Here is a 19,981-nt window from a genome sequence, read left to right as displayed (position 1 = left end):
ACCCCCGCCCGACCCGCACGAAGGAAACACCATGAGTGAGACCACCACCCCGCCCGCCACCATGCGCGGCGTGTACCTGCCGGGGAACAGCACCGCCGAGGTGCGGGAGATGCCGGTGCCGGTGCCCGGCCCGGGACAGGTGCTGCTGCGCGTGGGCGCGGCCGGAATCTGCGGCAGCGACATCGGCTACATCTACCGCGAGCACAAGACCCACCGCGGGGTGGACGGTCCCGCGTACCGGGGCGTGGTCGCCGGCCACGAGCCCAGCGGCACCGTCGTGGCGACGGGCCCGGGTGTGCGGCGTCACCGGCCGGGCGACCGGGTGGTGGTCTACCACATCGCCGGGTGCGGACTCTGCGACAACTGCGCCCGCGGCTACCAGATCAGCTGCGCGGATCCCGGGCGCGCCGCCTATGGCTGGCAGCGCGACGGCGGCGCGGCCGACTACCTCCTCGCCGACGAGCACACCCTGGTGCCGCTGCCGGACGAGCTGAGCTTCGTCGACGGCGCGCTCGTGGCCTGCGGCTTCGGTACGGCCTACGAGGGCATCCGCCGGACGGGAGTGAGCGGTGACGACGACCTGCTCGTCGTCGGCCTCGGCCCGGTGGGGCTGGCCGCGGCCATGACCGGCCGGGGGCGCGGGGCACGGCGGGTCATCGGTGTCGAGGTCTCGCCCGAGCGCCGGAGCTGGGCGGAGGGACTGGACGTCTTCGACGCCACGGTGGCGCCCGAGGAAGCGGCCGACGCCGTCGCCGCGCTCACCGGCGGGCGCGGGGCGTCCACCGCGATCGACTGCTCGGGCAGCCGCGCCGGCCGTTCCACCGCCATTGCGCACATCGCCGAATGGGGGCGGATCTCACTCGTCGGCGAGGGCGGGGCGCTGGAGACGGAGGTCTCCGACGCCCTGCTGCACAAGCAGGTCACGTTGCACGCCTCGTGGGTCACCTCGGTCCCGGTCATGGCGGAACTCGCGCGCAACCTGGTGCGCTGGGGCCTGCGGCCGGAGCGGATCGTCAGCGACCGCTTCGGGCTGTCGCGGGCGGACGAGGCGTTCGCGCTCGCCGCGGGCGCGGCACGCGGCAAAGTGGTGCTCGAACCCGGCCTGGACGGCTGACCGGTGGCCTCCGCGGACGGGTCGGTACGGGTGCGGCGCGCACCGGCCGCACATGGAGAACTGATCACGCTCGACGCCGGCGACCTGACGGTGACCGCCGCGCCCGGGCTGGGCGGACGGCTGCTCTCGGTGACCCTGGCCGGCGCGGAGTTCCTGTACCGCAACCCCCGTCTCCTGGACGGCGCGTTCGCGCCGTTGCCCGGCGTGCGACCCGGCCCGCACGACGGTCCGATGGCCGACTGGCTCAACTGGGGCGGCGACAAGACCTGGCCCGCTCCGCAGGGCTGGGACGGCCCCGAGGAGTGGGCGGGTCCGCCCGACCCGGTCCTGGACTCCGGTCCGTACACCGCCCGGGTCGAGCAGCGGGACGGCGCCGCGGCGGCTCTCGTCATGACCAGCGGCGACGATCCGCGCACCGGCCTGCGGCTGGAGCGCCGGATCTCGCTGCACCCGGGCAGTACGGCCTTCAGCCTGGGCCTGACGATGACCAACACCGGTGCCACGGAACGCCGTTGGGCCTTGTGGAACGTCACCCAGCTCGCCGGGGCGCCGGCCGATCCGCTGGGCGTCGAGGGCGTGTACCTCGGCCGTGCCGGCTCCGGGCGGCCGGCCACCGTACCGCTGGTCGCCGGTACCGGCCGGCCGCGGGTGCGCGAGGCGGCGCCGGGTGTCCTGCACGTACCGCACCAAGACGTCGTCGGGAAAGTCGGTTTCCCCGACTCCGCGGGGTGGTTGGCCCACGTCGGCCCCGGGCGCACCCTGGTGCAGCGCTTCACCGTGTACGAGGGCGCCTACCCCGACGAGGGATCGCGTGCCGAGGTGTGGCTGGAGTGTCCGCTGGCGGAGGGGCTTCCCCATCTGGGCGGGCTGCTGCCGCGCGACCGGGTCGTCGAGTGTGAGGCGCTGGGGCCGCTGACGACCCTGGCGCCCGGCGCGTCGGCCTCCCTGGACGTGGAGTTCGGTGTCGGCCCGGCCGTCGGACCGGTGGAGGCGGCGACCCCGGCCGGTTACTGGGCGGGGCTGCCCCGCGCGGGGGAGGACGGCCGGACCGTGGGAGTCTTCGTGCCGTACGCGGCGGGCCGGCTGGAGGCCCGCGGTCCTTCGGGCACGCCGCCGCTCACGCTCGGCCGGCTTGAGCCGGGCCACGCCTGTCACGTCCGCCTGCCGGACAGTCAGGACCCGTGCGGGCCATGGGAGTTGACGGCGCCGCTGCCCGGCGGCGGCACGGCGCCCGTGTTCCGTCTCACGGCCGGGGAGAACGGCAACGGAACCACTTTTAATTCATAAATAATATAGGGTGGCGGTGTGCGCACCGCGCGGAGCGCACAGCGGAGGAGGAACGGAACATGGCCGAGTACGTGGGCAGGGGCCTGCACGGGCAGATCGTGGAGACGGTCGGCACCCGCATCGTGCAGGGACGTCTGCGGGTCGGGGAGACCCTGGACATCGCCTCCCTCATCGACGAACTCGGCATAAGCCAGACGGTGTTGCGCGAGGCCGTCAAGGTACTCACGGCCAAGGGCCTGGTCGACGCGCGGCAGAAACGCGGCACGTTCGTCCGCCCGCGGGAGAACTGGAACCTGCTGGACGCCGACGTCATCCGCTGGCAGCTCGTCGCGGACGCGCCGGAACTCGTCCTGCGGGACCTCGCCGAAGTCCGCCTCGTGATCGAACCCGCCGCCGCCCGCCTCGCCGCCGAACGACGCACCGAGGAGGACCTCGCCGCGATGGAGGAGGCCCTGGTGCGCATGGGCGAGAGCTCCGGCGACGCCGGCGCGGCGGCCGAAGCCGACCTCGCCTGGCACCGCGCCCTGCTCCGCGCCACCCACAACGAACTGCTCCAGCGCATGGACGTCTTCATCGGCCCGGGCCTGGCCGAACGTGACCGGCTCGTCCACGCCGCCGAGGCCGACGATCCGGTTCCCGCGCACGAGCCCGTCCTGCGGGCCGTCCGCGACGCCGACCCGTCCGCCGCCGAGCAGGCCATGCGCGCGTTGCTCGCCCGCGCCGACGCCGACCTCGCCCGCACCGCGGGCCTCTCCCGTGCCCGCACCACACCGGGGGCGGACAACGACCGCACCGGTCCCGGCAGCGGGCACGACACCGAACCGGAGGACCGGAAAGCACCGTGAAGATCACCCGCATCGAAACCTTCCGGGTGCCGCCCCGGTGGCTGTTCTGCCGCATCGAGACGGACGAAGGGCTCGTCGGCTGGGGCGAGCCGGTGGTCGAGGGCCGCGCCGACACCGTCCGCACGGCCGTCGGCGAACTGGCCGAGTACCTCGTCGGGCTGGACCCGAGGCGCATCGAGGACCACTGGCAGGTCATGACCCGCGGCACCTTCTACCGCGGCGGACCGGTGCTCTCCAGCGCCGTCGCCGGTATCGACCAGGCCCTGTGGGACATCCGGGGCCAGGCCCTCGGTGTCCCCGTGTACGACCTGCTCGGCGGCGCCGTCCGCGACCGGGCACGCGTCTACAGCTGGGTCGGCGGCGACGACCCGGCCGAGATCGCCGACGCCGTCAGCGCCCAGGTGGAGGCCGGATTCACCGCCGTCAAGATGAACGCCACCGGCCTCAGCGGCCGCCTGGCCGGCGCGGCGGACGTGGCCGCCGCGCACGCCCGCGTGGCCACCGCACGCGAGGTGCTCGGACCCGGGCGGGACGTCGCCGTCGACCTGCACGGCCGGCTCGGACCCGCCGGGGCGCGGCGCCTGCTCGTCGCGCTGGAGGAGCTGCACCCGCTGTTCGCGGAGGAGCCCGTCACGCCCGAGCACACCCGGCTGCTGGAGCCGCTCGTCCGCTCCACCACCGTGCCCGTCGCCACCGGCGAACGCCTCTACTCCCGCTGGGACTTCCTGCCCGCGCTGAACGCCGGTATCGCCGTCGCCCAGCCCGATCCCTCACACGCCGGCGGCATCTCCGAACTGCGCCGGATCGCCGCCCTCGCCGAGACCTTCGACGCCCAGCTGGCGCCGCACTGCCCGCTGGGACCGATCGCGCTGGCCGCCTCCCTGCAGGTGGCCTTCGCGACACCCAACTTCCTGATCCAGGAACAGAGCATCGGCATCCACTACAACGACGGCGCCGAACTCCTCGACTACGTCGTCGACCCCGAGGTCTTCCGCTTCACCGACGGCCACGTCGCGCGCCCGACGGGACCGGGGCTCGGCATCACCGTCGACGAGGACGCGGTGCGACGGGCCGACGCCGCGGCGAACGCCCCCTGGCGCAGCCCGCTGTGGCGCCACCCCGACGGCTCGTTCGCCGAGTGGTGACACGCCCCGGCCCCCGGCCTCGGCCGGGCCAACCCACTCCTCCCGCACCCACTCCTCCCGCACACACCCGAGGACAGACCGCATGAGCTTCACCGACCGTCTCCGCCGCGAACGCGTGATCGCCATTGTCCGCGGCACCGACCCACAGGCCGCCGAGAGGACCGTGCACACCCTCCGGGAGGAGGGCGTCGCCCTGATCGAGGTGTCCCTGACGACCCCTGACGCGGCCGGGATCATCGCGCGCTGCGCGCGGGAGGGCGGCGACTCGCTCATCGGAGCCGGGACCGTCCTCACCGGCGACGACGCCCGCGCCGTCCAGCAGGCCGGAGCCGCCTTCGTCGTCACACCGGCACTCGCCGAGGGAAGCGTCACCGCACACGCGCTCGGCCTGCCCGTCGTCGCAGGGGCGCTGACCCCCACCGAGATCGTCCGGGCGGTCTCCGAGGGCGCCGCCGCCGTCAAGCTCTTCCCCGCATCCGTCGGCGGACCGGCCTACCTGCGCGCACTGCGCGACCCGCTGCCGGACGTCCCGTTCGTGCCGACCGGGGGAGTGGACGCCGAGGCCGCCCGCGCCTACCTGGAGGCCGGGGCGCTGGCTGTCGGTGTCGGCTCGCCCATCGTCGGGGACGCCCCGCGCGGCGGCGACGTGGACGAACTGCGGGCACGGTGCCGCGCCTTCCTCGCCGCCCTCGCGGCCCACCGGGATCAGCCGTGACCGCCGGGGCGGCCCCCGACGTCGTCACCCTCGGGGAGACCATGGCCGTGCTGAGGGCCGGCGGGCCGCTCCGGCTCGGCGGTGACCTGTGCCTCTCGGTCGCCGGCGCGGAGTCCAACGTCGCCGTCGGACTGGCCAGGCTCGGACACCGGGCCCGCTGGGTGGGCCGCGTCGGGGACGACGAGCTGGGCACCCTGATCCTGCGCAGCCTGCGCGCCGAGTGTGTCGACACCGCCGGCGCCCGCACCGACCCCGACGCGCCGACCGGACTGCTGCTGTCCGAACCGCGGATCGCCGACCTGACCCGTATCCAGTACTACCGGGCGGGCTCGGCCGGCTCCCGCCTGTGCCCCGATGACGTGCCGGCCGAGACGCTCGACGGCGCCCGCGTCCTGCACGTCACCGGCATCACCTGCGCCCTGGGCCCCGGGCCGCTGGCCGCGGTGCGCGCCGCCGTCCGGGCGGCCCGGGCCTCCGGAGTCCTGGTCAGCCTGGACGTGAACCACCGCGCCCGGCTCTGGGGCGCGTCCGAGGCCGCCGACGTACTGCGCCCGCTGGCCCGGGACGCCGACATCGTCATCGCCTCCGACGACGAACTCGCCCTGGCCGCCGACCCGTCGGCGCGCACCACCGCTGATCGCGTCCGGTCCCTGCTGGCCGGCGGTCACACCCGCGAGGTGGCCGTGAAGCTCGGCGGCGAGGGCGCCGAACTGCATACCCCGCACGGCCGGGAACACGCGCCCGCCCGGCGCGTCACCGTCCGCGACACCGTCGGCGCCGGGGACGCCTTCACCGCCGGCCTGCTCTCCGGCCTGCTGGACGGACTCGGTCCGCGCGAACGCCTGGAACGCGCCAACACCGTGGGTGCCTTCGCCGTCGCCTCCGCGGGCGACTGGGAGGGACTGCCCGAGCGCCGCGAACTGGCCCTGCTGGAGCGGGAGGACGGCGCCACGGTGCGCTGACCTCCCGCCGCACCGCCCGTCCACGCCGCCGTACCGCGCCCGTCCCGGCGGGTGCGTCGGAACCGGAAGGAGAAACCGTGACCCGCCACCCGCACCGGGCGACCGCCACAGCTGCGTTCCGCCCCTGGACCACCTCCCGGCGCGAACTCGGCGAGGGCCTGCGCCACACCGGAGGCCGCCTGGTGACCGTGGACATCCTCGACGGCACCCTCACCGCCCTCGACCCGGCGGCCCCCGGCGACGGAACCGTACTCCTGCGCCTGGACGTCCCGTTGGGCGCCGTCGCGCCGCTGGCCGGCACGCCCGGCCACTGGCTGGCGGCGGCAGGCACCGGTGCCGCCGTACTTGCCCCCGACGGGGGCCTCACCTGGCTGGCCCGGCCCGGCGACACCGACCCCGTGCCCAGCCGGGTCAACGACGGCTGCTGCGACCCGGCCGGACGCTTCTGGTTCGGCACCATGGCCTACGGTCCGGAGCGCGGCCTGGGCCGGCTCCACCGGGTCGGGCACGACGGTTCGGTCACCACCGTGCTGGACGGGCTCACCATCCCCAACGGTCCGGCGTTCACGGCGGACGGGACGGTCATGTACCTCGCCGACAGCGCCGAGGGCCGTATCGACCGCTTCCGGGTGGACCCCGGCGGAGGGCTCCACGACCGGACCGCGCACATCACGTTCGCGCCGGGCACGGGCAGCCCGGACGGCATGACCGTGGACGACGACGGCCGTCTCTGGGTAGCGGTCTGGGGCGCCGGAGCGGTCCACCGGTACACACGGGACGGCGCGCTCGACGCCGTCCTGCCGCTTCCCGCCGTCCAGCCGGCGAGCCCCGCACTCGTGGACGGCACCCTGTTCGTGGCCACCGCGACGATCGGTCTCGATCTTCCGCCCGACGCCGACGCCGACGGTGCGCGGCCCGACGGCGGGTTCGGACACGACGGGCGCGTGCTGGCCGCCGACGTGGGTACGTCGGCCCCGCCCGCCCACGCCGCCGTACTGCACCCGGGAGCCCCCGGGGTTCCACCCACCAGCGCCGCGCGTCAGTCCGCCGGCCGTACCCACGGGGAGGCACCGTGAACCCGCTCCAGGACCGAACCGCCGTCGTCACCGGCGGCGCGCAAGGGATCGGCGAGGCCGTCGTCGATGTCCTGCTGGCGGCGGGTGCCGCCGTCGCCGTGCTGGACCGCGACGAAACGGCACTCGACCGCGCCACCGCCCGGCATGCCGCGCACACGGACCGGATGCTGCCGCTGGCCGTCGACATCACCGACGAGGAGGGCGTCGTCGCCGCCACCGCGGCCGTCGCCGAGCGCTTCGGCCCGCCGACGCTGCTGGTCAACAACGCCGGGATCAACGCCTACTTCGACCCCGCCACCATGACCACCGAGGAATGGGACCGCGTCTTCGCGGTCGACCTCAAGGGCGCGTGGCTCGTCGCCAAGCAGTTGATTCCCGCCATGCGCGAGCGGGGCACGGGTGCCATCGTCAACGTCGCGTCCCTGCACGCCCGGCTCACCTCCGCCGGGTACTTCCCCTACGCGGCGGCCAAGTCCGGACTGGTGGGCCTGACCCGCAGCCTGGCCCTCGAACTGGCGCCGCACGGCGTGCGGGTGAACGCGGTCAGCCCGGGCTGGACCCGGACGGCCCTGGTCCGCGACTACTTCGCCGCCCAGCCCGACCCGGCCGCCGCCGAGGGCCAAGTGGTGGACGTGCACCCGATGCGCCGGTTGTGCGAGCCCCACGACGTCGCCGAGGTCGTCGCCTTCCTCCTCGGCCCGGGCGCCCGTGGAATCACCGGCGCCGACATCCCCGTCGACGGCGGCCTCGGCGCCCGCTTCGCGGGCTGACCCCACGCCACGAAGCGGCCCCCAGCCCGGCATGCCTCGCCCATACCGGGCGGGCATGTCCTGTGCGCACTCTTCCTGAACTCCGGCGAGCATTTGATTCTCCTCAAAAGAATGCCCTCTGAAAGCACGGACGGGCTTCACCGACGATCCGGCGGGCCCGTGGAAACGCTTCGGCCCGCAGGTCGGAGGCACCGGAGAAAGGAAGGAGAAAAAAATGGCGCGCCGCCACGGCGCCGAGCCAGGAGAAACCGGAGCAATCGACGGTAGCAGGCGCCCTCGGCGGCGGCGAGCGAGCGGAGCCTGTGCCTCGCCCTCCTGGGAGCAGTTCTCTGCGCCGCGGTGATGGCCGTGCCCCAGACCGCCGCGCAGGCCTCACCGATCAACCACGAGAGGTCCTCACCGGTCAACCACGACGTGGCCCCGACGTGGGCCGCCGCAGCGGCCGACGGGTATCTGTACTCCTACAACGAGATCAACTACGTCAACAACTGGGCCAGTTGGGCAGGCGACTCATCCAACTGACGCTCCTGTCAGGACCGTTCCAGCTCGCTGTGGAACCGGGGCTTCCCCGGGGCCTACGACGTCTGGGTGTTCGAGGGGATCAACTACACCGGTGCCAGGCGCGGGTTGTACCAGGGGGCGGAGATCCCCGACAACGCGGCGTCCCCCGCCGCCGTCCCGGAGTGGGAACGCATCGCGCAGCCGGCCGACTCGACCGGACCGTGGACAGCCTGCCGAGAACGAGGCCGCCTACGGCCGGCGCTGCGCTCTTCACTCTCTGCTCTACCGGAGGCACATTCCGTACGCCATAGTGGAACAAAGGGAGTCGCGCGGGGGGATCTTTCATGATCAAGCAGGCGTACGTTCAAGCTGTCGACCAGACCACACCGACGACGCAGGTCATCAGGGCTCGGATCTCGCAGGCGGTGGACGCGACGGCGGGCCCCGTTCTCGATCGCCTCAAGTTCTGGTTACAGATGCCGACTGATTCCATGTTCATGGGAATGATGGACAACGACTGCCAGGTGCGCGCTCAAAGGGTCGGCGCTCTGTTGAGTCCCGGAGCAAGAGGGCTGTACGAGCCCTCGGATCTCTCGGTGCCGTTGGGGATCGAAGGCAAATGGGCCGCTATCGACGAAGCTGTGAAGGCCGACCGTGCCGTAGTCGTCACCGGTTCGACCGGACACGTGGGCGGGAGCGAAAGCAACTTCAGAAACAAGCTCAACACCGGTTTCCACGTGATCGTCTTCTTGGCCGTCGGGCAGGAGGCCTCCGGACGCCGCTACTATCTGGGCTTCGACCCGGACGTCAGCGCCACGCCGGAGTCCCGGGCGAAGTGGAAGCCGTTGGTCCTCGGTGGCACCGAGACGAGGGCGCAGAAGTTCGATGACGCGAAAAGCGTTCAGGTCGTCAAGGCCATGATCCTCGGCGACTCACAGGGCGAATTCGGCCCGCTGGTCCGCAAGTACTACGTCGAGACGGACGAGGCCTTCCCCAGGGTCAATCACGCCTGAGCGCGCTCCACGCGGTGACCCGCCTTTAACTATGCTCGGTTTCGCTGGCTCGAACCCGGTTTCTCTCGACCGGGCGAAGGTCGGCACAGCTCGAACCGGCCCTCGGCGTGGGCATCCGCCGAACTCAAACGCCTCGTCAGCCGAGGCATCCTCGCCGAGCTTGAACCCGGCCTACGGCATGCCCCATCACCGGCATGACGAGGCCGTGCAGCGCATACCCCGCCGGGACGCCGATCAGCCCGCCGATCACGGTCACCGAGGCGAGCACGAGGCTCAGGGTCTGGCGCGGCGTCATGCCGATCGCCTTGCAGACGCCCAGGTCGTGGATGCGTTCCCGGGTGTCGAGGACCACGGAGTTGAGGACGCCGAGACCGGCCACGCTGATCAGCATGAGGGTGAACAGCACCGCCATCGCGGCCATGATGAGGATGACGCCGTCCTGCCCCGACTCGGAGCCGGTCGTTGCCTCGCCCCCCAGTGGCTGTACGACCGCGGCGACCTTCCGGGCGTACTCGTCGGCGGAGACGCCGGACTCCGTCTCGACGAGGAAGGTGCTGGGCTCGGCCGACTTGAAGTCGGCCGTGTCCGCGTGGATCTCCAGTCGGCTGCCCGACGTGTCGAAGGACTCGCCCACGAACCGCAGGTTCGCGGTCTCCTTCTCGTAGGTCACCCGCACCGTGTCACCGAGCCTGGTGCTGGTCCTTTCCAGGAAACGTGAGGACACCACGACCTGCCCCTTACCGGTGACCCAGTGCCCGGAGAGCATTTCGTACCTGCCGGAGCGCGAATCGCCCTCATAGAGGCTGGCCTCAACCGATCCTGAGACCCCGGCCACGGCGACCTCCATCTGGGCCTTGCCGTAGTACGACTTCATGCCCGGCTGCGACGTGACGGCGGACCGCACCTTCGCCGGGTCGGCGGCCGCCGGGGGGTGCCCCTATGTCTTTGGTCAAGGGAAACCGGGCTGCGGTGGCTTGAGTGGGCGGGCAGCATGGCGGCATGGCTGATCTGCTGTGGGGCGACGTGAGCTGTTTCTTCGATCCGGACTTGATGGGGTCGCTGCCGGATGTTCGTGTCCCGAGTGCCTCGGTGGTGGAGTGGCAGTCGGTCCTCGATCTTGTCGTTGAGAGGGGCTGGAAGTGTCAGTACTCCGAAGGTGAGACGGTGCTTCCCGTGCCTCGCGCGGAGGTCGTGCTGGCTCGTCCTGTGGATGCCGAGTGTCCGAACCTGCGGGTGTGGCCGGTTGCCGGTTTGCTGGCGATTTTCCGGTTCTATGCCGACGGCGAGATCGACTTCGACGTCAACCTGCGGGAGTTGCAGGGACAGAAGCGACTGGATGCCTTCTGTGGCTTCCTCCGTGACATTGGGCGGCACTTGGGCAAGCCGGTGCTGATGGACCCGGAGAGCGACCCTGGGCATCCGGTGCTCGGTTTCGATGTCGAGACTGATCGAGTGGTCCTCCTCGCGGAACCGCTGGTCAGGTGACCGCTGCCGTCGGCCGAGATTCGTAGAAGGTTCCGTCGCGGAGCATCGCGTAGAGCACGTCTGCTCTGCGTCGGGCGAGGCAGAGCGGGGCTTGGGTGTGGTGCTTGCCCTGGCCGATTTTCTTGTCGTAGTAGGCCCGGGATGCCGGGTCGCCGAGGGCCGCGAACGCGGAGAGGAAGAAGGCCCGTTTGAGCTGCTTGTTTCCTCTCCGCGAGGATTGTTCGCCGCGGATCGAGGAGCCCGAGCTGCGGGTCGCGGGGGCGAGTCCGGCGTAGGCGGCGAGGTGGCCGGCGGTCGGGAAGGTGCTGCCGTCACCGATCTCGATCAGGATGCGGGCGCCGGTCCTGACGCCGATGCCCGGCATCGACCTCAGGACCTTCGAAAGAGGGTGGGCCTCCAACAGTTCTTCGATCCGCCCGGCCAGCAGCTTGCGCTGGTCAAGGACGGCGGTCAGCGATCCGGCCAGGCTCGGGACGATCAGAGCGGCCGCCTCGGTCCCGGGAACGGTGACGGTCTGCTCGTCCAGGGCAGTGAAGATGTCCTCGACCAGCCGCTCGGCCATCCTCGGGGCCTTCGGCCTCATCAGCGTGACCAGGCGTCGTCGTCCGGCCTTGCGGATCTGGGCTGGTGATCCGAACCGTTCCAACAGGCTGAGTACGGCCGGGTGTTGCAAGCGCGGGCCCAGCACCCGTTCCAGCGAGGGATGGATCTGGGTGAGCAGGCCGTGCAGGCGGTTCGCGACCCGGGTGGCTTCCCCGGCGAGGTCGTCGTCGAAGCCGACGATCATCTCCAGCTCGGCGATCGTCTCGTCCTCGCCCTCGATCGCCCGCAGCGTGTGGGGCATCGCTCGGGCGGCGTCCGCGATGATGAACGCGTCCCTCGCGTCGGTCTTGGCCTCGCCCGGGTAGAGGTCGGCGATCCGCCGCATCGTCAGTCCGGGCAGGTAGGCGACCGGGCAGCCCATGTTCCTCGCGACCGCCAAGGGCAGGGCTCCGATGGAGGCCGGCTGGTCGACCACGACCAGCACCGTTCCGTGCTTGGCCTGCAACTTCGCGAACAACTCGCGGAGTTTCGGTTCGGTGTTGGGCAGGCGCTTGTCGAAGGCCTTCTTCCCGGCCGGGGTGACGGCGGTGGCGTGGAGTTGGCCCTTGCCGACGTCCAGGCCGAGGAAGACGTCGATGTCGCCGGTGTCGATCACGTGCAGGGCCCTCCGGTCGCGCTGTTCGTCCGGCCTTGCCTCGGCACCGAGCTGCCACACCCACGTTACGGAGAGCTCTTCCGGCCCGGGTGAAGCCGGTGCTCAAGCCCCTCATCAGCGGTCCGTCGATGCCTCCGGGCCTGGTGACACCACCCCCCGGATCATCAACCGCCACAAGGGGGGAAGTCATGCCGGACCCGAAGACCGGAGGCCCCATTGCGGAGCCACGAAAACGGTAACGGGGGGGGCGGCGGAGGGGGAGCGGCTTCCATCGCCTTGGACGTCGTGACCGTGACCGCGGCACGGTTCTCGGGGTCCTGTGAGGTGCCGATCGCGTTCAGGGACGAGGTCAGCCCCACCGCGAACGTTGCCGCGACGGTGCCGAACGCCACCGCGAGCAGCATCGCGAGGGTACGTACCGGATGTGTGAAGGGTGCGGCGAGACCGTAGGTCACCGGCCGCGGCAGCATCCCCATCGCCCGGTGCGCCAACTGGCCGCGCCCCGTACGCGGCGCCCGGCCGACCGCGATGGCCTCGACGGTGCGCAGCCTGCCGATCCGCAACGCGGGAATCAGCGCCGCCGACCACACGACGACCAGGGCGGCGGCCGGCACGGCGACGTCCACCCACCAGGCCACCGAGAACGAGACGCAGCCGTACACCGACTCGGTGTCGGCCAGCAGCGGCACAGGATCAGCGCCTGGGCCACGTAGGCGCGTACGACCTCGCGCGGAGTGAAGCCGATCGCCTTGAGAATGCCGATCCTGCGCAGGCTGGTGCCGACCTCCCCACTGATCACATGGCTGACGATGATCACCGACATCACGATGCCGAGCGCGCCGAAAGCCATCACGAACGGGACTCGCGAGGAGGCGGAGCACTTCGAGCTCGCGCGGGGTCAGGCCGGACAGATCGCGGTGCGGGGCGATGGTCTGCGGTTCGTCGTGATGGGCGAAGCGCTCGATCAGGCGGCGAGTGATCGTGGGCGCGAGGAGAGCGTCGCCGGTCTGCTCGCGGGTCATGTCCCCGCCCGCATACGCGCTGGACGACCACTGACCTTGGAATCAGTCATCTGGGCGCCTCGCCCGGGGCGATCAGGCCCGTCTCGTAGGCGAAGACGACGGCCTGGACGCGGTCGCGCGCAGGTCCAGCTTCGACAGAATGCGGCCGACGTGGCTCTTGACCGCGGTCGGGCTGAGGAACAACCGGGAGGCGAGTTCGGCGTTACCGTGGCCCGTACGGTGGTCGCTGCGGCTGACACGGTTGGCCTCTGAGGAATGCCTACCGCCACAACTCCACGGGCAGAGCCGGGGGTTTCGGTACCCAGCCGTGACAGCACCGGCCACGGGCAAGGCCAAGCCGCCCGCACCACTGGGTTCGGGTCTCACGCAAGCAGCGACAACAACACGTTCGGGGTGGGAACTTCACCAGTGCGTTCGGTGATCAGTTTGCCGACGGGCCCCGCCAAATCCGCGCAACCTGACGGAGCAGCAGCCACCGACGCTGACGACACCTCGGACGACCGCAGCACTCCGGAGCTCAATGCAGATTCGACGCTTCCGCACGACGCGGCCAGGGAGGCCGAGAAGCAGGCCGCCGCGGTGAGCGACGCCAAGGCCGAGGCTGCGAAGTTCTCGACTTCGGCAACGGCGACCGGTCTACAGCGATCCTTCCTGATCGGGGACTACGCCTCGGCCGTGCGCCAGATGCTCGGCAGGAGGATGGACGGGCCCACCGCTGCCGCCGGCCCGTGTCACGGGGCGCTCGGCCGGGTGACAGCAGAACGCCCTCCGGGCCGGCCCGGAGGGCGTTCTGCTCACTGCCGCGTCGCGCTTCCGGCGGCGGTGGGGGAGCCGCGGGCCGCGCGCGTAGGGGGAGTGTGTCAGTACTTGTTGGGACGGTACGCGTCGTACTCGTCCGCCCCGATCCCGTAACTGAGTGTGCGGTAGTCCGTACCGTGCCCGCCGCGCTGCTCGTACGCCTTGTAGCTGGTGTGGGCGCTACTCGTCCACTTCTCGAAGATCACGACGTGCCGCGTCGTGCTGCTGCCCGCCGCGTCGATGATCAGGTCGCCCTTGGTGAGCTGCGACATGTTGATCGGCGTGGTGAAGTCCGAGCTTGCGAGCATCACCGTGTTGGCGCCGGGCTTGCCGTACTGGAGCGCCATGCTGACGTATCCGGAGCAGTCCGCACGGTATCCGCCGAACGTCGCGGTCTGGCTGTAGGGCACCTGACTGCCGTTGTTCGCCGTCAGCCAGGTCTTGGCCCGCTGGATGACGGAGTCGCGGCTGACCTTGGCGTGGACATCGCCGGCGGCCTTCTTCCCGGCCGCGGCGGGGGAAACACTACGGGTGTCGGTCTCCACCGCGGTGGCGGAGTGTGTCAGCGGCACCAGCAGGGCAGCGCCCATGGTGAAGGGCAGGAGAGTTCGGGTTAAGCGGTTCATCGTGCTCCTTTCGACGGTCTGCCTACCGGTCCCGGCCGAAGCGTGTGCCGCTCCGGCGGGCACGGAGAGGGGCAACTCTCCAAGTGTGACGTGCGCATGTCAATGGGCCTGAAGATCCCCGACGCAGCGTCCCGACCGCCCGCCGTAAGGCTCCGGCGCACCACAAGGCCCCGAAGGTGTCCGCCTTCGGCCAGTTCGGTCCCGCCGGCCGTGAGTGGGCTCGTACGGATGTCGCCGCGGGAAGCAACCGCGCAGCGCGGCGGACGCCCGCCCCGGACCGAAGCACCGGAGCGGGCGTCGCAGGCACACGCGGTGCGTGAACCGATGGATCACATACCGCAACTCGGGGCCGACCAGAAGCGGCCGTCGCCACCGGCGACGTGCGTGTGATCGTCGTGACCCGGGTAGCCCGGGCCCAGGATCTCCGTGAAGCCGTGGTTGCGGGCCGCCAGAGCCAGGGCACAGAAGCCCTGCGAGCCCGCGCCGAGGTCGGCCGCGTGGCCGTACATGTGACGGCTGTTGGCCGCGCCGCCGACGTTGCTGTTGCAGGTGACGCTGCGGAAGCCGCCGTTGACGGTGATCGGCCTGTCACCCATGGCGTGGCGCATGGCCTGCAGCTTCCACATGGTGACCAGGGCGTTGGCGCGGGCCGTGGCCGCGCTGACCTTGCCGCCGGACCAGTCCGAGTTGCAGTTGTTCAGCTCGCTGTAATCGAAGTTGGCCGGGGAACAGTCGTCGTCCTGAAGCTCGTAGATCTTGCCGAAGGTGGCCGGGCCCGCGACACCGTCGGCGCCGAGACCGTAAGCCGACTGGAAGCGCTGCACCGCGGCCTTGGTTGCCGGGCCGAACTGGCCGTCGATGGCGAGCTGGCTGCCCGAGCCCGGGTATCCGGCGACCCGGATCTGGAGCTGTCGCACTGCTTCGCCGGACGAACCCTCGCTGAGCGTCCCGCTCCAGGTGTAGCAACCGTCGGCGGCGGACACCTCGGCGACGGCGGCCGGCGCGGCGTTCGCGACCGCGGGCAGGGCTGTGGGGGCGGCGAGCACCAAGCCGGCACCCGCCAGTACCGACACAAGCCGTCGGACAGTACGTGAACTCATGTGGGGGGCTGCCTCTCCTCATTCGTGGCACCGATCAGAGAGGCATGAGGGTGGCGTTACTCGCAGCCCTTGTCAAGAACACCTCACGGAGTGGTAAATCAGGTAAAGCCCTTGGGAGTTGGAGGCGCGCGGCCGGCCACGGCCTGCGACGCGACCGTGAGGGAACCGCCCGTTGATGTGCGGTCCGGGCGTCGGGGGGCGGGTACGTCGCGGTCGGCTTAAGCGGTGAGCTCGGCGGCCAGGCGCTCGGGCCCCATGGTGGCGCGGTCGATTTCTACGAACACGACCACGGTCTCGGTCACCGTGAGGGTGTGCCCGGCCCCCCAGCTTCGCTCCCGCCCGCCCCTTCTGCCCTGCCGCTGTTCCGGCTGTCCCGCAGGCGGGAAACAGTATCCGCACGCTGCACGCCTATCTCGGCGTCGCCCATGTCTCTCTGTGAGTACGGTCAACCAGCGCGTGAACGGGCCCGAGGAGCGGCTTTCGACGGGAATGGCTTCTGGATCTTCGGGCACGTGAACCGCGTTACGGTTTGGTCTAGTTGGAGGACGACATGGGCAGTCGCACGTGGCAGATGATCCCGTCGAGCCGGGGCATGAGTGCCCTCTACCTGGTGGCCGGCATCCTCCTCGCCATCAGCGCTGCGAATCAGCTGATGAACGAAATGGCCGTGCTGCCCCTACTCTCCGGCCTTGCCGCGGTGGGGCTCGTGATCACGGCGATCGCGGGTCTGGTCCGCCACGGGTCACGCACCCCCGCCCGCTGATCCGACCGGGCCCGTCGGGCCGTATGTCTGCGAAGACACGAGAGGTCCGCCCCCTCCCCAGCCGGCACGTTGAGCTCGAAGTGACCGGCGGGGGATTCACGCGGACCGAGGCGAGCAGCCAGTCACTCAAGAATTCACGATGGGCACCTCGGTCTGGCCGGCGATCAGCGCGGCGTTCTCCGCGACGATGACGTCGGCGCGCAGCTAAGGGCTGTCTCGTAAATTGCTGGCGCCTACGGTTCGGTGGTTAGCCGAAGATGATCTCAACGTCCTTGTCCAAGCAGAACTTCATGACGGTGACCAGCTGGCGGGTGTCATCGATGCGTCGTTCGAGAGCGGCGTCGCTGCCATCATGTTGCCGCTCGTTGATGATTGCTTCCAGCCGGGGCAGCATGGCCGCGCATTGAGCGGGCGTGAGGTCTGGACCAGCGTCATCTGGATGGTTGAGCAGTGGTGCCAGCGTTGTGGAGACGCTGCTCCACGGGCAGTCTCCGTCGAAGCCGCGCATCTCGGAGAGGGTGAACCCCTCGGCGGGCCAGCCACTCCCTGAACATGTTGAAGCCGGTGCAGGACCAGGAGATGTCCGGGCTGGTCACATCGTCGTCCCCGGGGAAGAGCACGAGCCCCATCCTGTCCTCCTTGTTTGTCCGGTGCTCAGGATCGGTCGTGGGGAGCCTGTCGGCAACTGAAATGATCGGCGTTGAATCGTTGTCACGGCGTGCGGATAGTTGAACGGCGAGAACCCTCTTCGCCGGGACCGCCGACGGCCGACCGCCTTCCAGCCCTTCCTGGACCAGAACGAGATCCCCAGGTCGAAGTCCTGCCGGATCTCCGGAAGTTGAGCCCGACGATCCAGATCCCCGACATCTCCAGCCGCTTGACGATCTATAGAGCTTTCAGAGTCAAGTGAGGAACGCAGGAAGCCCCGTCGGGGCAGGGTGACCAATTTGGGTCCCTGCCCGGACGGGGCTCGGTCGGCCGGTGCCGTCTGCGTGCTTTGCGGCTCAGCCGAAGTTCACGTCGCTGCACCACATGTAGGCCTGGTCGATGTGCGAGGCCTGCCAGATCACGAACAGGATGTGGTGTCCGGTGTAGCCGGAGGTCTGGACGGGGAACGTGATGTCCTGTGCCGGGGCGAAGCGGCCGGTCTGCGTGATGAAGTCGAGGTTGCTCCAGCCCAGGGTCTGGGTCTTGGGGTTGAAGCCCTGCTTGCTCACGTAGACCTTGAAGTAGTCGGCACCGTGGGACGCCTGGTCGTACATGTGGACCGAGAAGTTGTTGCCGATGGTGGTGGTCTTCCACGGTCCGGGCTTGTCCAGGCTGGCGTTCCTCGAGAGGTTGTTACTGCAGAGTGTCCCGTCGGGGGTCCGTGCCTGGAACTGGCCCCCGAGGCCGTCGCGGAGCGCGCTCATCCAGTTCCACATGGTGTCGGGGTTGGCCTGGAAGGCCTGCCAACACATGGGGTCCTGGGTCTGCATGGCCGGGTTCGTGTGGTCGTTGCCCCACGTCTTCCAGCACTGGTACGCGCGGGTGGCGGGGCCGACGACGGTGCCGTGAGCCTGGGCGGGGGTCGACCAGGTGAGGGCGCCGACCGCCACGGCGAACAGCATGACGAACGCCTGGAGAGGCCGGCGGAGGGACGCTCGCGAACGCCCGGTTAACGGACTCTTTTTGCGCATGGTGGGGGACTCCTTCCAGTTTGCAAGGCTGTTATGGGAGCGCTCCCAAAGATAGGTCTTCCGAGTGAGATGTCAATGAAGCAGACGGAGTTGATTACAGGGGTGGGTGGCGAGCAGGGAATCTGCCGTGAGCCGGAGTCAGAATTGTTCGCGGGACCGGAAATCGAGGATGCGGCCTGGGCCGGTGTGCCTGGCCGACGATGCCGCCCTCTCCTGGCGCGGCCCGATGTGGTGGGCTGTGGCGAACAGGAGGACAAGATCACCTACATCCTGTTCGCCGTCGCCGGCTCGCTGCTCACCCTCCAGACCCTGACCGCGTGTACTGGGCGCGCGCGGCCGGCGCGTCCTGCACGGCCTCGGTCACCGCGGCCCCCGCGTCGGGCCGCCCGAGGAAGAACCACCGTGTGGCTGTCCGCGAGCCGACCGTGGCGCCGCACCTCCTCCAGCAGGGCGACGGGCAGACCGTAGCGCTCCAGCGCGGCAGCGGTGAGGACGAGGATCGGGTCGGCGTCCCTCCGCTGCGGTGCAGACGGGCTTCGCGATCTCCACCGTTCTGACATGGGGCTACTACGGCCTCAAGGCGTGGTCGTACCTCTTCGGCCGCAGCAGGGCCCACCCGGCCGACCTCGCCCGCTATCTCGGCCTGTACGCGGAGCGGGTGATGACGCCGCGCGGGACGACCGCGACGACCGGCCTGGAGCTGATGGTCGCGTTGCGCCCGCCGACCCGCGCGCAGAAGGACGAGGCCACCGGGGAATTCAGGCCCGCGCTCAACGACGGCGCGCTCACCGCCGTGTATCCCCACGTGGAGTGCGAGGAACTCGCACTGCCAGACGTTCCTTGGCAGGTCGATCTGGAAGCCGCGGCCACAGGAAGGAGATCTGCGCCGACCGGCCACTCCTGGAGACGGGCCACGAACAGCCCCGCCTTGGTGGGTGGTTGACCGCTGAGGCCACTACGCTCCTTCAGCCCTGCCAGAACTTCGGCCAACTCCCTGGATCTCTCCGGCCCGTCCCAGACCTCACCCCCGTGACTTCTGTCTCCGACTCCCCTCCCACCTTTCCACGGGCGTCCCAATCCGTCCCTATCACTACAGGTGAACGGCGGATCGTGCGTCCCACGCCGACTTGGAACGCGAGATCACTGGCCCTCGGGCGGGTCGGACCAGCACAGTTGCTCTCGCCGACGCGGACATAACGGGTTGGCATCGCACCGAATCCACCTGCTGCCATTGCCCCATCGGGCGTGTAGCGGGACGGCCACCGCACAGATCGGGGGATCGAGAAATGAAGCTCTGCCTGCACATTCTCACCGCGGCCACGGTGGCCGTCTCAGGATGGGGGAGTCCGCGGCTGTATCAAGCTGAAGGCCGCGGACATCAAGGACCTGTACAGCGAGGCCAAGAACGTCGGCTTCCCGAAGGCCCTGGATGCGAGCTGATATGGATATGACCCAACGCACACTGCTCAGCACACTCGGCACGGCCTCTGCGGCCGTAGCCCTCGCCCTGTCCACGGCCGGCGCCGCCCACGCGGTGTCGTACGTATCGGTCGAAGAAGGTCAGGACTGGGGCAGGATCTCCAGCGGGGGCGACTACCTGATTTGCGACAAGGAAGCGGATAGCCACCAGGCGTACGCCCTACTCCGGTGGGAGAGCGGCGGGGCCACGAGGCTCAACGACTCGAACGGCTCGACGGCGGGCTGCAGCGGCGCAAGCACCTCCAGGGTGTCCGAGATCAGCCGCTTCGTGGTGTGCGAGGACATCCCTGCCTGGCCCGACAGCTGCAGGTGGAAGGACATCACCTGGGGCGACTGACGGGCCGTGAGCCAGAGTCCGGGGAGAAGTCTCCGGGGCACCGGGCGGGCTTGCGGGGAACGGAAC

At 70.4% G+C, this 19,981-nt stretch carries 20 protein-coding genes and 3 pseudogenes; 14 read left to right on the top strand and 9 right to left on the bottom strand.

Annotation, left to right across the window (positions count from 1 at the left end; all coding sequences use genetic code 11):
- Positions 1 to 31: 31 nt before the first annotated feature.
- From GXP76_RS06230 to GXP76_RS06185, 10 genes are all read left to right on the top strand, one after another.
- Positions 32 to 1,114, top strand: coding sequence for a zinc-binding dehydrogenase (locus GXP76_RS06230; RefSeq protein ID WP_242570407.1), 1,083 nt, complete (start codon positions 32 to 34; stop codon positions 1,112 to 1,114).
- 3 nt (positions 1,115 to 1,117) lie between these two features.
- Positions 1,118 to 2,401 carry a DUF4380 domain-containing protein gene (locus tag GXP76_RS06225; RefSeq protein WP_242570406.1) on the top strand — a complete coding sequence of 428 codons (1,284 nt, stop codon included), beginning with the start codon at positions 1,118 to 1,120 and terminating at the stop codon, positions 2,399 to 2,401.
- Between the two features lie 59 nt (positions 2,402 to 2,460).
- The gene (locus GXP76_RS06220; protein ID WP_242570405.1) at positions 2,461 to 3,246 is read left to right on the top strand and encodes a FadR/GntR family transcriptional regulator; all 786 of its coding nucleotides are present in this window, start codon (positions 2,461 to 2,463) and stop codon (positions 3,244 to 3,246) included.
- Positions 3,243 to 4,391, top strand: coding sequence for a galactonate dehydratase (gene dgoD, locus GXP76_RS06215; protein ID WP_242570404.1), 1,149 nt, complete (start codon positions 3,243 to 3,245; stop codon positions 4,389 to 4,391). Before GXP76_RS06220 ends, dgoD begins: the two co-directional genes overlap by 4 nt.
- Before the next feature lie 82 nt (positions 4,392 to 4,473).
- Positions 4,474 to 5,106: a bifunctional 4-hydroxy-2-oxoglutarate aldolase/2-dehydro-3-deoxy-phosphogluconate aldolase gene (locus tag GXP76_RS06210; protein ID WP_242570403.1), complete on the top strand. Its 633-nt coding sequence runs from the start codon at positions 4,474 to 4,476 to the stop codon at positions 5,104 to 5,106.
- Positions 5,103 to 6,068 carry a sugar kinase gene (locus GXP76_RS06205; protein WP_242570402.1) on the top strand — a complete coding sequence of 322 codons (966 nt, stop codon included), beginning with the start codon at positions 5,103 to 5,105 and terminating at the stop codon, positions 6,066 to 6,068. Before GXP76_RS06210 ends, GXP76_RS06205 begins: the two co-directional genes overlap by 4 nt.
- 77 nt (positions 6,069 to 6,145) lie before the next feature.
- Entirely contained in the window at positions 6,146 to 7,144 is a 999-nt protein-coding gene (locus GXP76_RS06200; protein WP_242570401.1) for an SMP-30/gluconolactonase/LRE family protein, read from the top strand.
- Positions 7,141 to 7,914 (top strand): SDR family NAD(P)-dependent oxidoreductase, encoded by a 774-nt coding sequence (locus GXP76_RS06195; RefSeq protein ID WP_242570400.1) that lies wholly within the window; start codon positions 7,141 to 7,143, stop codon positions 7,912 to 7,914. The genes GXP76_RS06200 and GXP76_RS06195 overlap by 4 nt, the downstream gene beginning before the upstream one ends.
- A 348-nt stretch (positions 7,915 to 8,262) precedes the next feature.
- Positions 8,263 to 8,436, top strand: a complete 174-nt coding sequence (locus tag GXP76_RS06190) for a hypothetical protein (RefSeq protein ID WP_242570399.1) — start codon at positions 8,263 to 8,265, stop codon at positions 8,434 to 8,436.
- Positions 8,437 to 8,759: 323 nt separating this feature from the next.
- Complete coding sequence (locus GXP76_RS06185; protein ID WP_242570398.1) at positions 8,760 to 9,428, top strand: hypothetical protein; 669 nt, start codon at positions 8,760 to 8,762, stop codon at positions 9,426 to 9,428.
- A gap of 136 nt (positions 9,429 to 9,564) precedes the next feature.
- Here the strand turns inward: GXP76_RS06185 and GXP76_RS06180 are convergent, their stop codons facing one another.
- Positions 9,565 to 10,332 (bottom strand): ABC transporter permease, encoded by a 768-nt coding sequence (locus GXP76_RS06180; RefSeq protein WP_242570397.1) that lies wholly within the window; start codon positions 10,330 to 10,332, stop codon positions 9,565 to 9,567.
- 95 nt (positions 10,333 to 10,427) lie between these two features.
- Here GXP76_RS06180 and GXP76_RS06175 point away from each other — a divergent pair, with 95 nt between their 5' ends.
- Positions 10,428 to 10,913: a hypothetical protein gene (locus tag GXP76_RS06175; protein ID WP_242570396.1), complete on the top strand. Its 486-nt coding sequence runs from the start codon at positions 10,428 to 10,430 to the stop codon at positions 10,911 to 10,913.
- On the opposite strand, the gene GXP76_RS06170 is transcribed toward GXP76_RS06175, so the two are convergent.
- From GXP76_RS06170 to GXP76_RS06150, 6 genes and pseudogenes are all read right to left on the bottom strand, one after another.
- Positions 10,906 to 12,111 carry an IS110 family transposase gene (locus tag GXP76_RS06170; protein WP_374359946.1) on the bottom strand — a complete coding sequence of 402 codons (1,206 nt, stop codon included), beginning with the start codon at positions 12,109 to 12,111 and terminating at the stop codon, positions 10,906 to 10,908. The genes GXP76_RS06175 and GXP76_RS06170 overlap by 8 nt on opposite strands.
- Before the next feature lie 571 nt (positions 12,112 to 12,682).
- Positions 12,683 to 12,934, bottom strand: coding sequence for a hypothetical protein (locus tag GXP76_RS35985; protein WP_374359944.1), 252 nt, complete (start codon positions 12,932 to 12,934; stop codon positions 12,683 to 12,685).
- 37 nt (positions 12,935 to 12,971) lie between these two features.
- Positions 12,972 to 13,121: pseudogene (locus GXP76_RS06165) on the bottom strand (DNA-binding response regulator); the annotation flags it as partial.
- Between the two features lie 58 nt (positions 13,122 to 13,179).
- Positions 13,180 to 13,346 (bottom strand): annotated as a pseudogene (locus GXP76_RS06160) (response regulator transcription factor); the annotation flags it as partial.
- Between the two features lie 647 nt (positions 13,347 to 13,993).
- Entirely contained in the window at positions 13,994 to 14,557 is a 564-nt protein-coding gene (locus GXP76_RS06155) for a hypothetical protein (RefSeq protein WP_242570395.1), read from the bottom strand.
- Between the two features lie 329 nt (positions 14,558 to 14,886).
- Positions 14,887 to 15,657, bottom strand: a complete 771-nt coding sequence (locus GXP76_RS06150; RefSeq protein WP_242570394.1) for a M15 family metallopeptidase — start codon at positions 15,655 to 15,657, stop codon at positions 14,887 to 14,889.
- A 538-nt stretch (positions 15,658 to 16,195) separates the two neighbouring features.
- Here GXP76_RS06150 and GXP76_RS06145 point away from each other — a divergent pair.
- Complete coding sequence (locus GXP76_RS06145) at positions 16,196 to 16,420, top strand: hypothetical protein (protein WP_242570393.1); 225 nt, start codon at positions 16,196 to 16,198, stop codon at positions 16,418 to 16,420.
- Positions 16,421 to 16,667: 247 nt separating this feature from the next.
- Here the strand turns inward: GXP76_RS06145 and GXP76_RS06140 are convergent, their stop codons facing one another.
- Entirely contained in the window at positions 16,668 to 16,928 is a 261-nt protein-coding gene (locus tag GXP76_RS06140; protein WP_242570392.1) for a hypothetical protein, read from the bottom strand.
- Between the two features lie 496 nt (positions 16,929 to 17,424).
- Positions 17,425 to 18,030 carry a lytic polysaccharide monooxygenase gene (locus tag GXP76_RS06135; RefSeq protein ID WP_242570391.1) on the bottom strand — a complete coding sequence of 202 codons (606 nt, stop codon included), beginning with the start codon at positions 18,028 to 18,030 and terminating at the stop codon, positions 17,425 to 17,427.
- A gap of 685 nt (positions 18,031 to 18,715) precedes the next feature.
- Here GXP76_RS06135 and GXP76_RS06130 point away from each other — a divergent pair.
- Both GXP76_RS06130 and GXP76_RS06125 read left to right on the top strand, forming a co-directional pair.
- Positions 18,716 to 18,836, top strand: a pseudogene (locus tag GXP76_RS06130) (telomere-binding protein TapR2); the annotation flags it as partial.
- A gap of 710 nt (positions 18,837 to 19,546) precedes the next feature.
- Entirely contained in the window at positions 19,547 to 19,915 is a 369-nt protein-coding gene (locus tag GXP76_RS06125; RefSeq protein ID WP_242570390.1) for a hypothetical protein, read from the top strand.
- Positions 19,916 to 19,981 lie beyond the last annotated feature (66 nt).

Source organism: Streptomyces sp. NP-1717 (assembly GCF_022695985.1).
GTDB lineage: Bacteria > Actinomycetota > Actinomycetes > Streptomycetales > Streptomycetaceae > Streptomyces.
The sequence above is the reverse complement of the archived record's forward strand: the minus strand, read 5'-3'. Positions and strand labels throughout refer to the sequence as shown.

Bases quoted from the DNA above. Each gene is read 5' to 3' on its own strand.
- GXP76_RS06220 (WP_242570405.1), top strand. From the start codon at position 2,461: ATGGCCGAGTACGTGGGCAGGGGCCTGCACGGGCAGATCGTGGAGACG.
- GXP76_RS35985 (WP_374359944.1), bottom strand. From the start codon at position 12,934: ATGTCGGTGATCATCGTCAGCCATGTGATCAGTGGGGAGGTCGGCACC.
- GXP76_RS06155 (WP_242570395.1), bottom strand. From the start codon at position 14,557: ATGAACCGCTTAACCCGAACTCTCCTGCCCTTCACCATGGGCGCTGCC.
- GXP76_RS06230 (WP_242570407.1), top strand. From the start codon at position 32: ATGAGTGAGACCACCACCCCGCCCGCCACCATGCGCGGCGTGTACCTG.
- GXP76_RS06125 (WP_242570390.1), top strand. From the start codon at position 19,547: ATGACCCAACGCACACTGCTCAGCACACTCGGCACGGCCTCTGCGGCC.
- GXP76_RS06210 (WP_242570403.1), top strand. From the start codon at position 4,474: ATGAGCTTCACCGACCGTCTCCGCCGCGAACGCGTGATCGCCATTGTC.
- GXP76_RS06175 (WP_242570396.1), top strand. From the start codon at position 10,428: ATGGCTGATCTGCTGTGGGGCGACGTGAGCTGTTTCTTCGATCCGGAC.
- GXP76_RS06185 (WP_242570398.1), top strand. From the start codon at position 8,760: ATGATCAAGCAGGCGTACGTTCAAGCTGTCGACCAGACCACACCGACG.
- GXP76_RS06140 (WP_242570392.1), bottom strand. From the start codon at position 16,928: ATGCGCGGCTTCGACGGAGACTGCCCGTGGAGCAGCGTCTCCACAACG.
- GXP76_RS06150 (WP_242570394.1), bottom strand. From the start codon at position 15,657: ATGAGTTCACGTACTGTCCGACGGCTTGTGTCGGTACTGGCGGGTGCC.
- GXP76_RS06135 (WP_242570391.1), bottom strand. From the start codon at position 18,030: ATGCTGTTCGCCGTGGCGGTCGGCGCCCTCACCTGGTCGACCCCCGCC.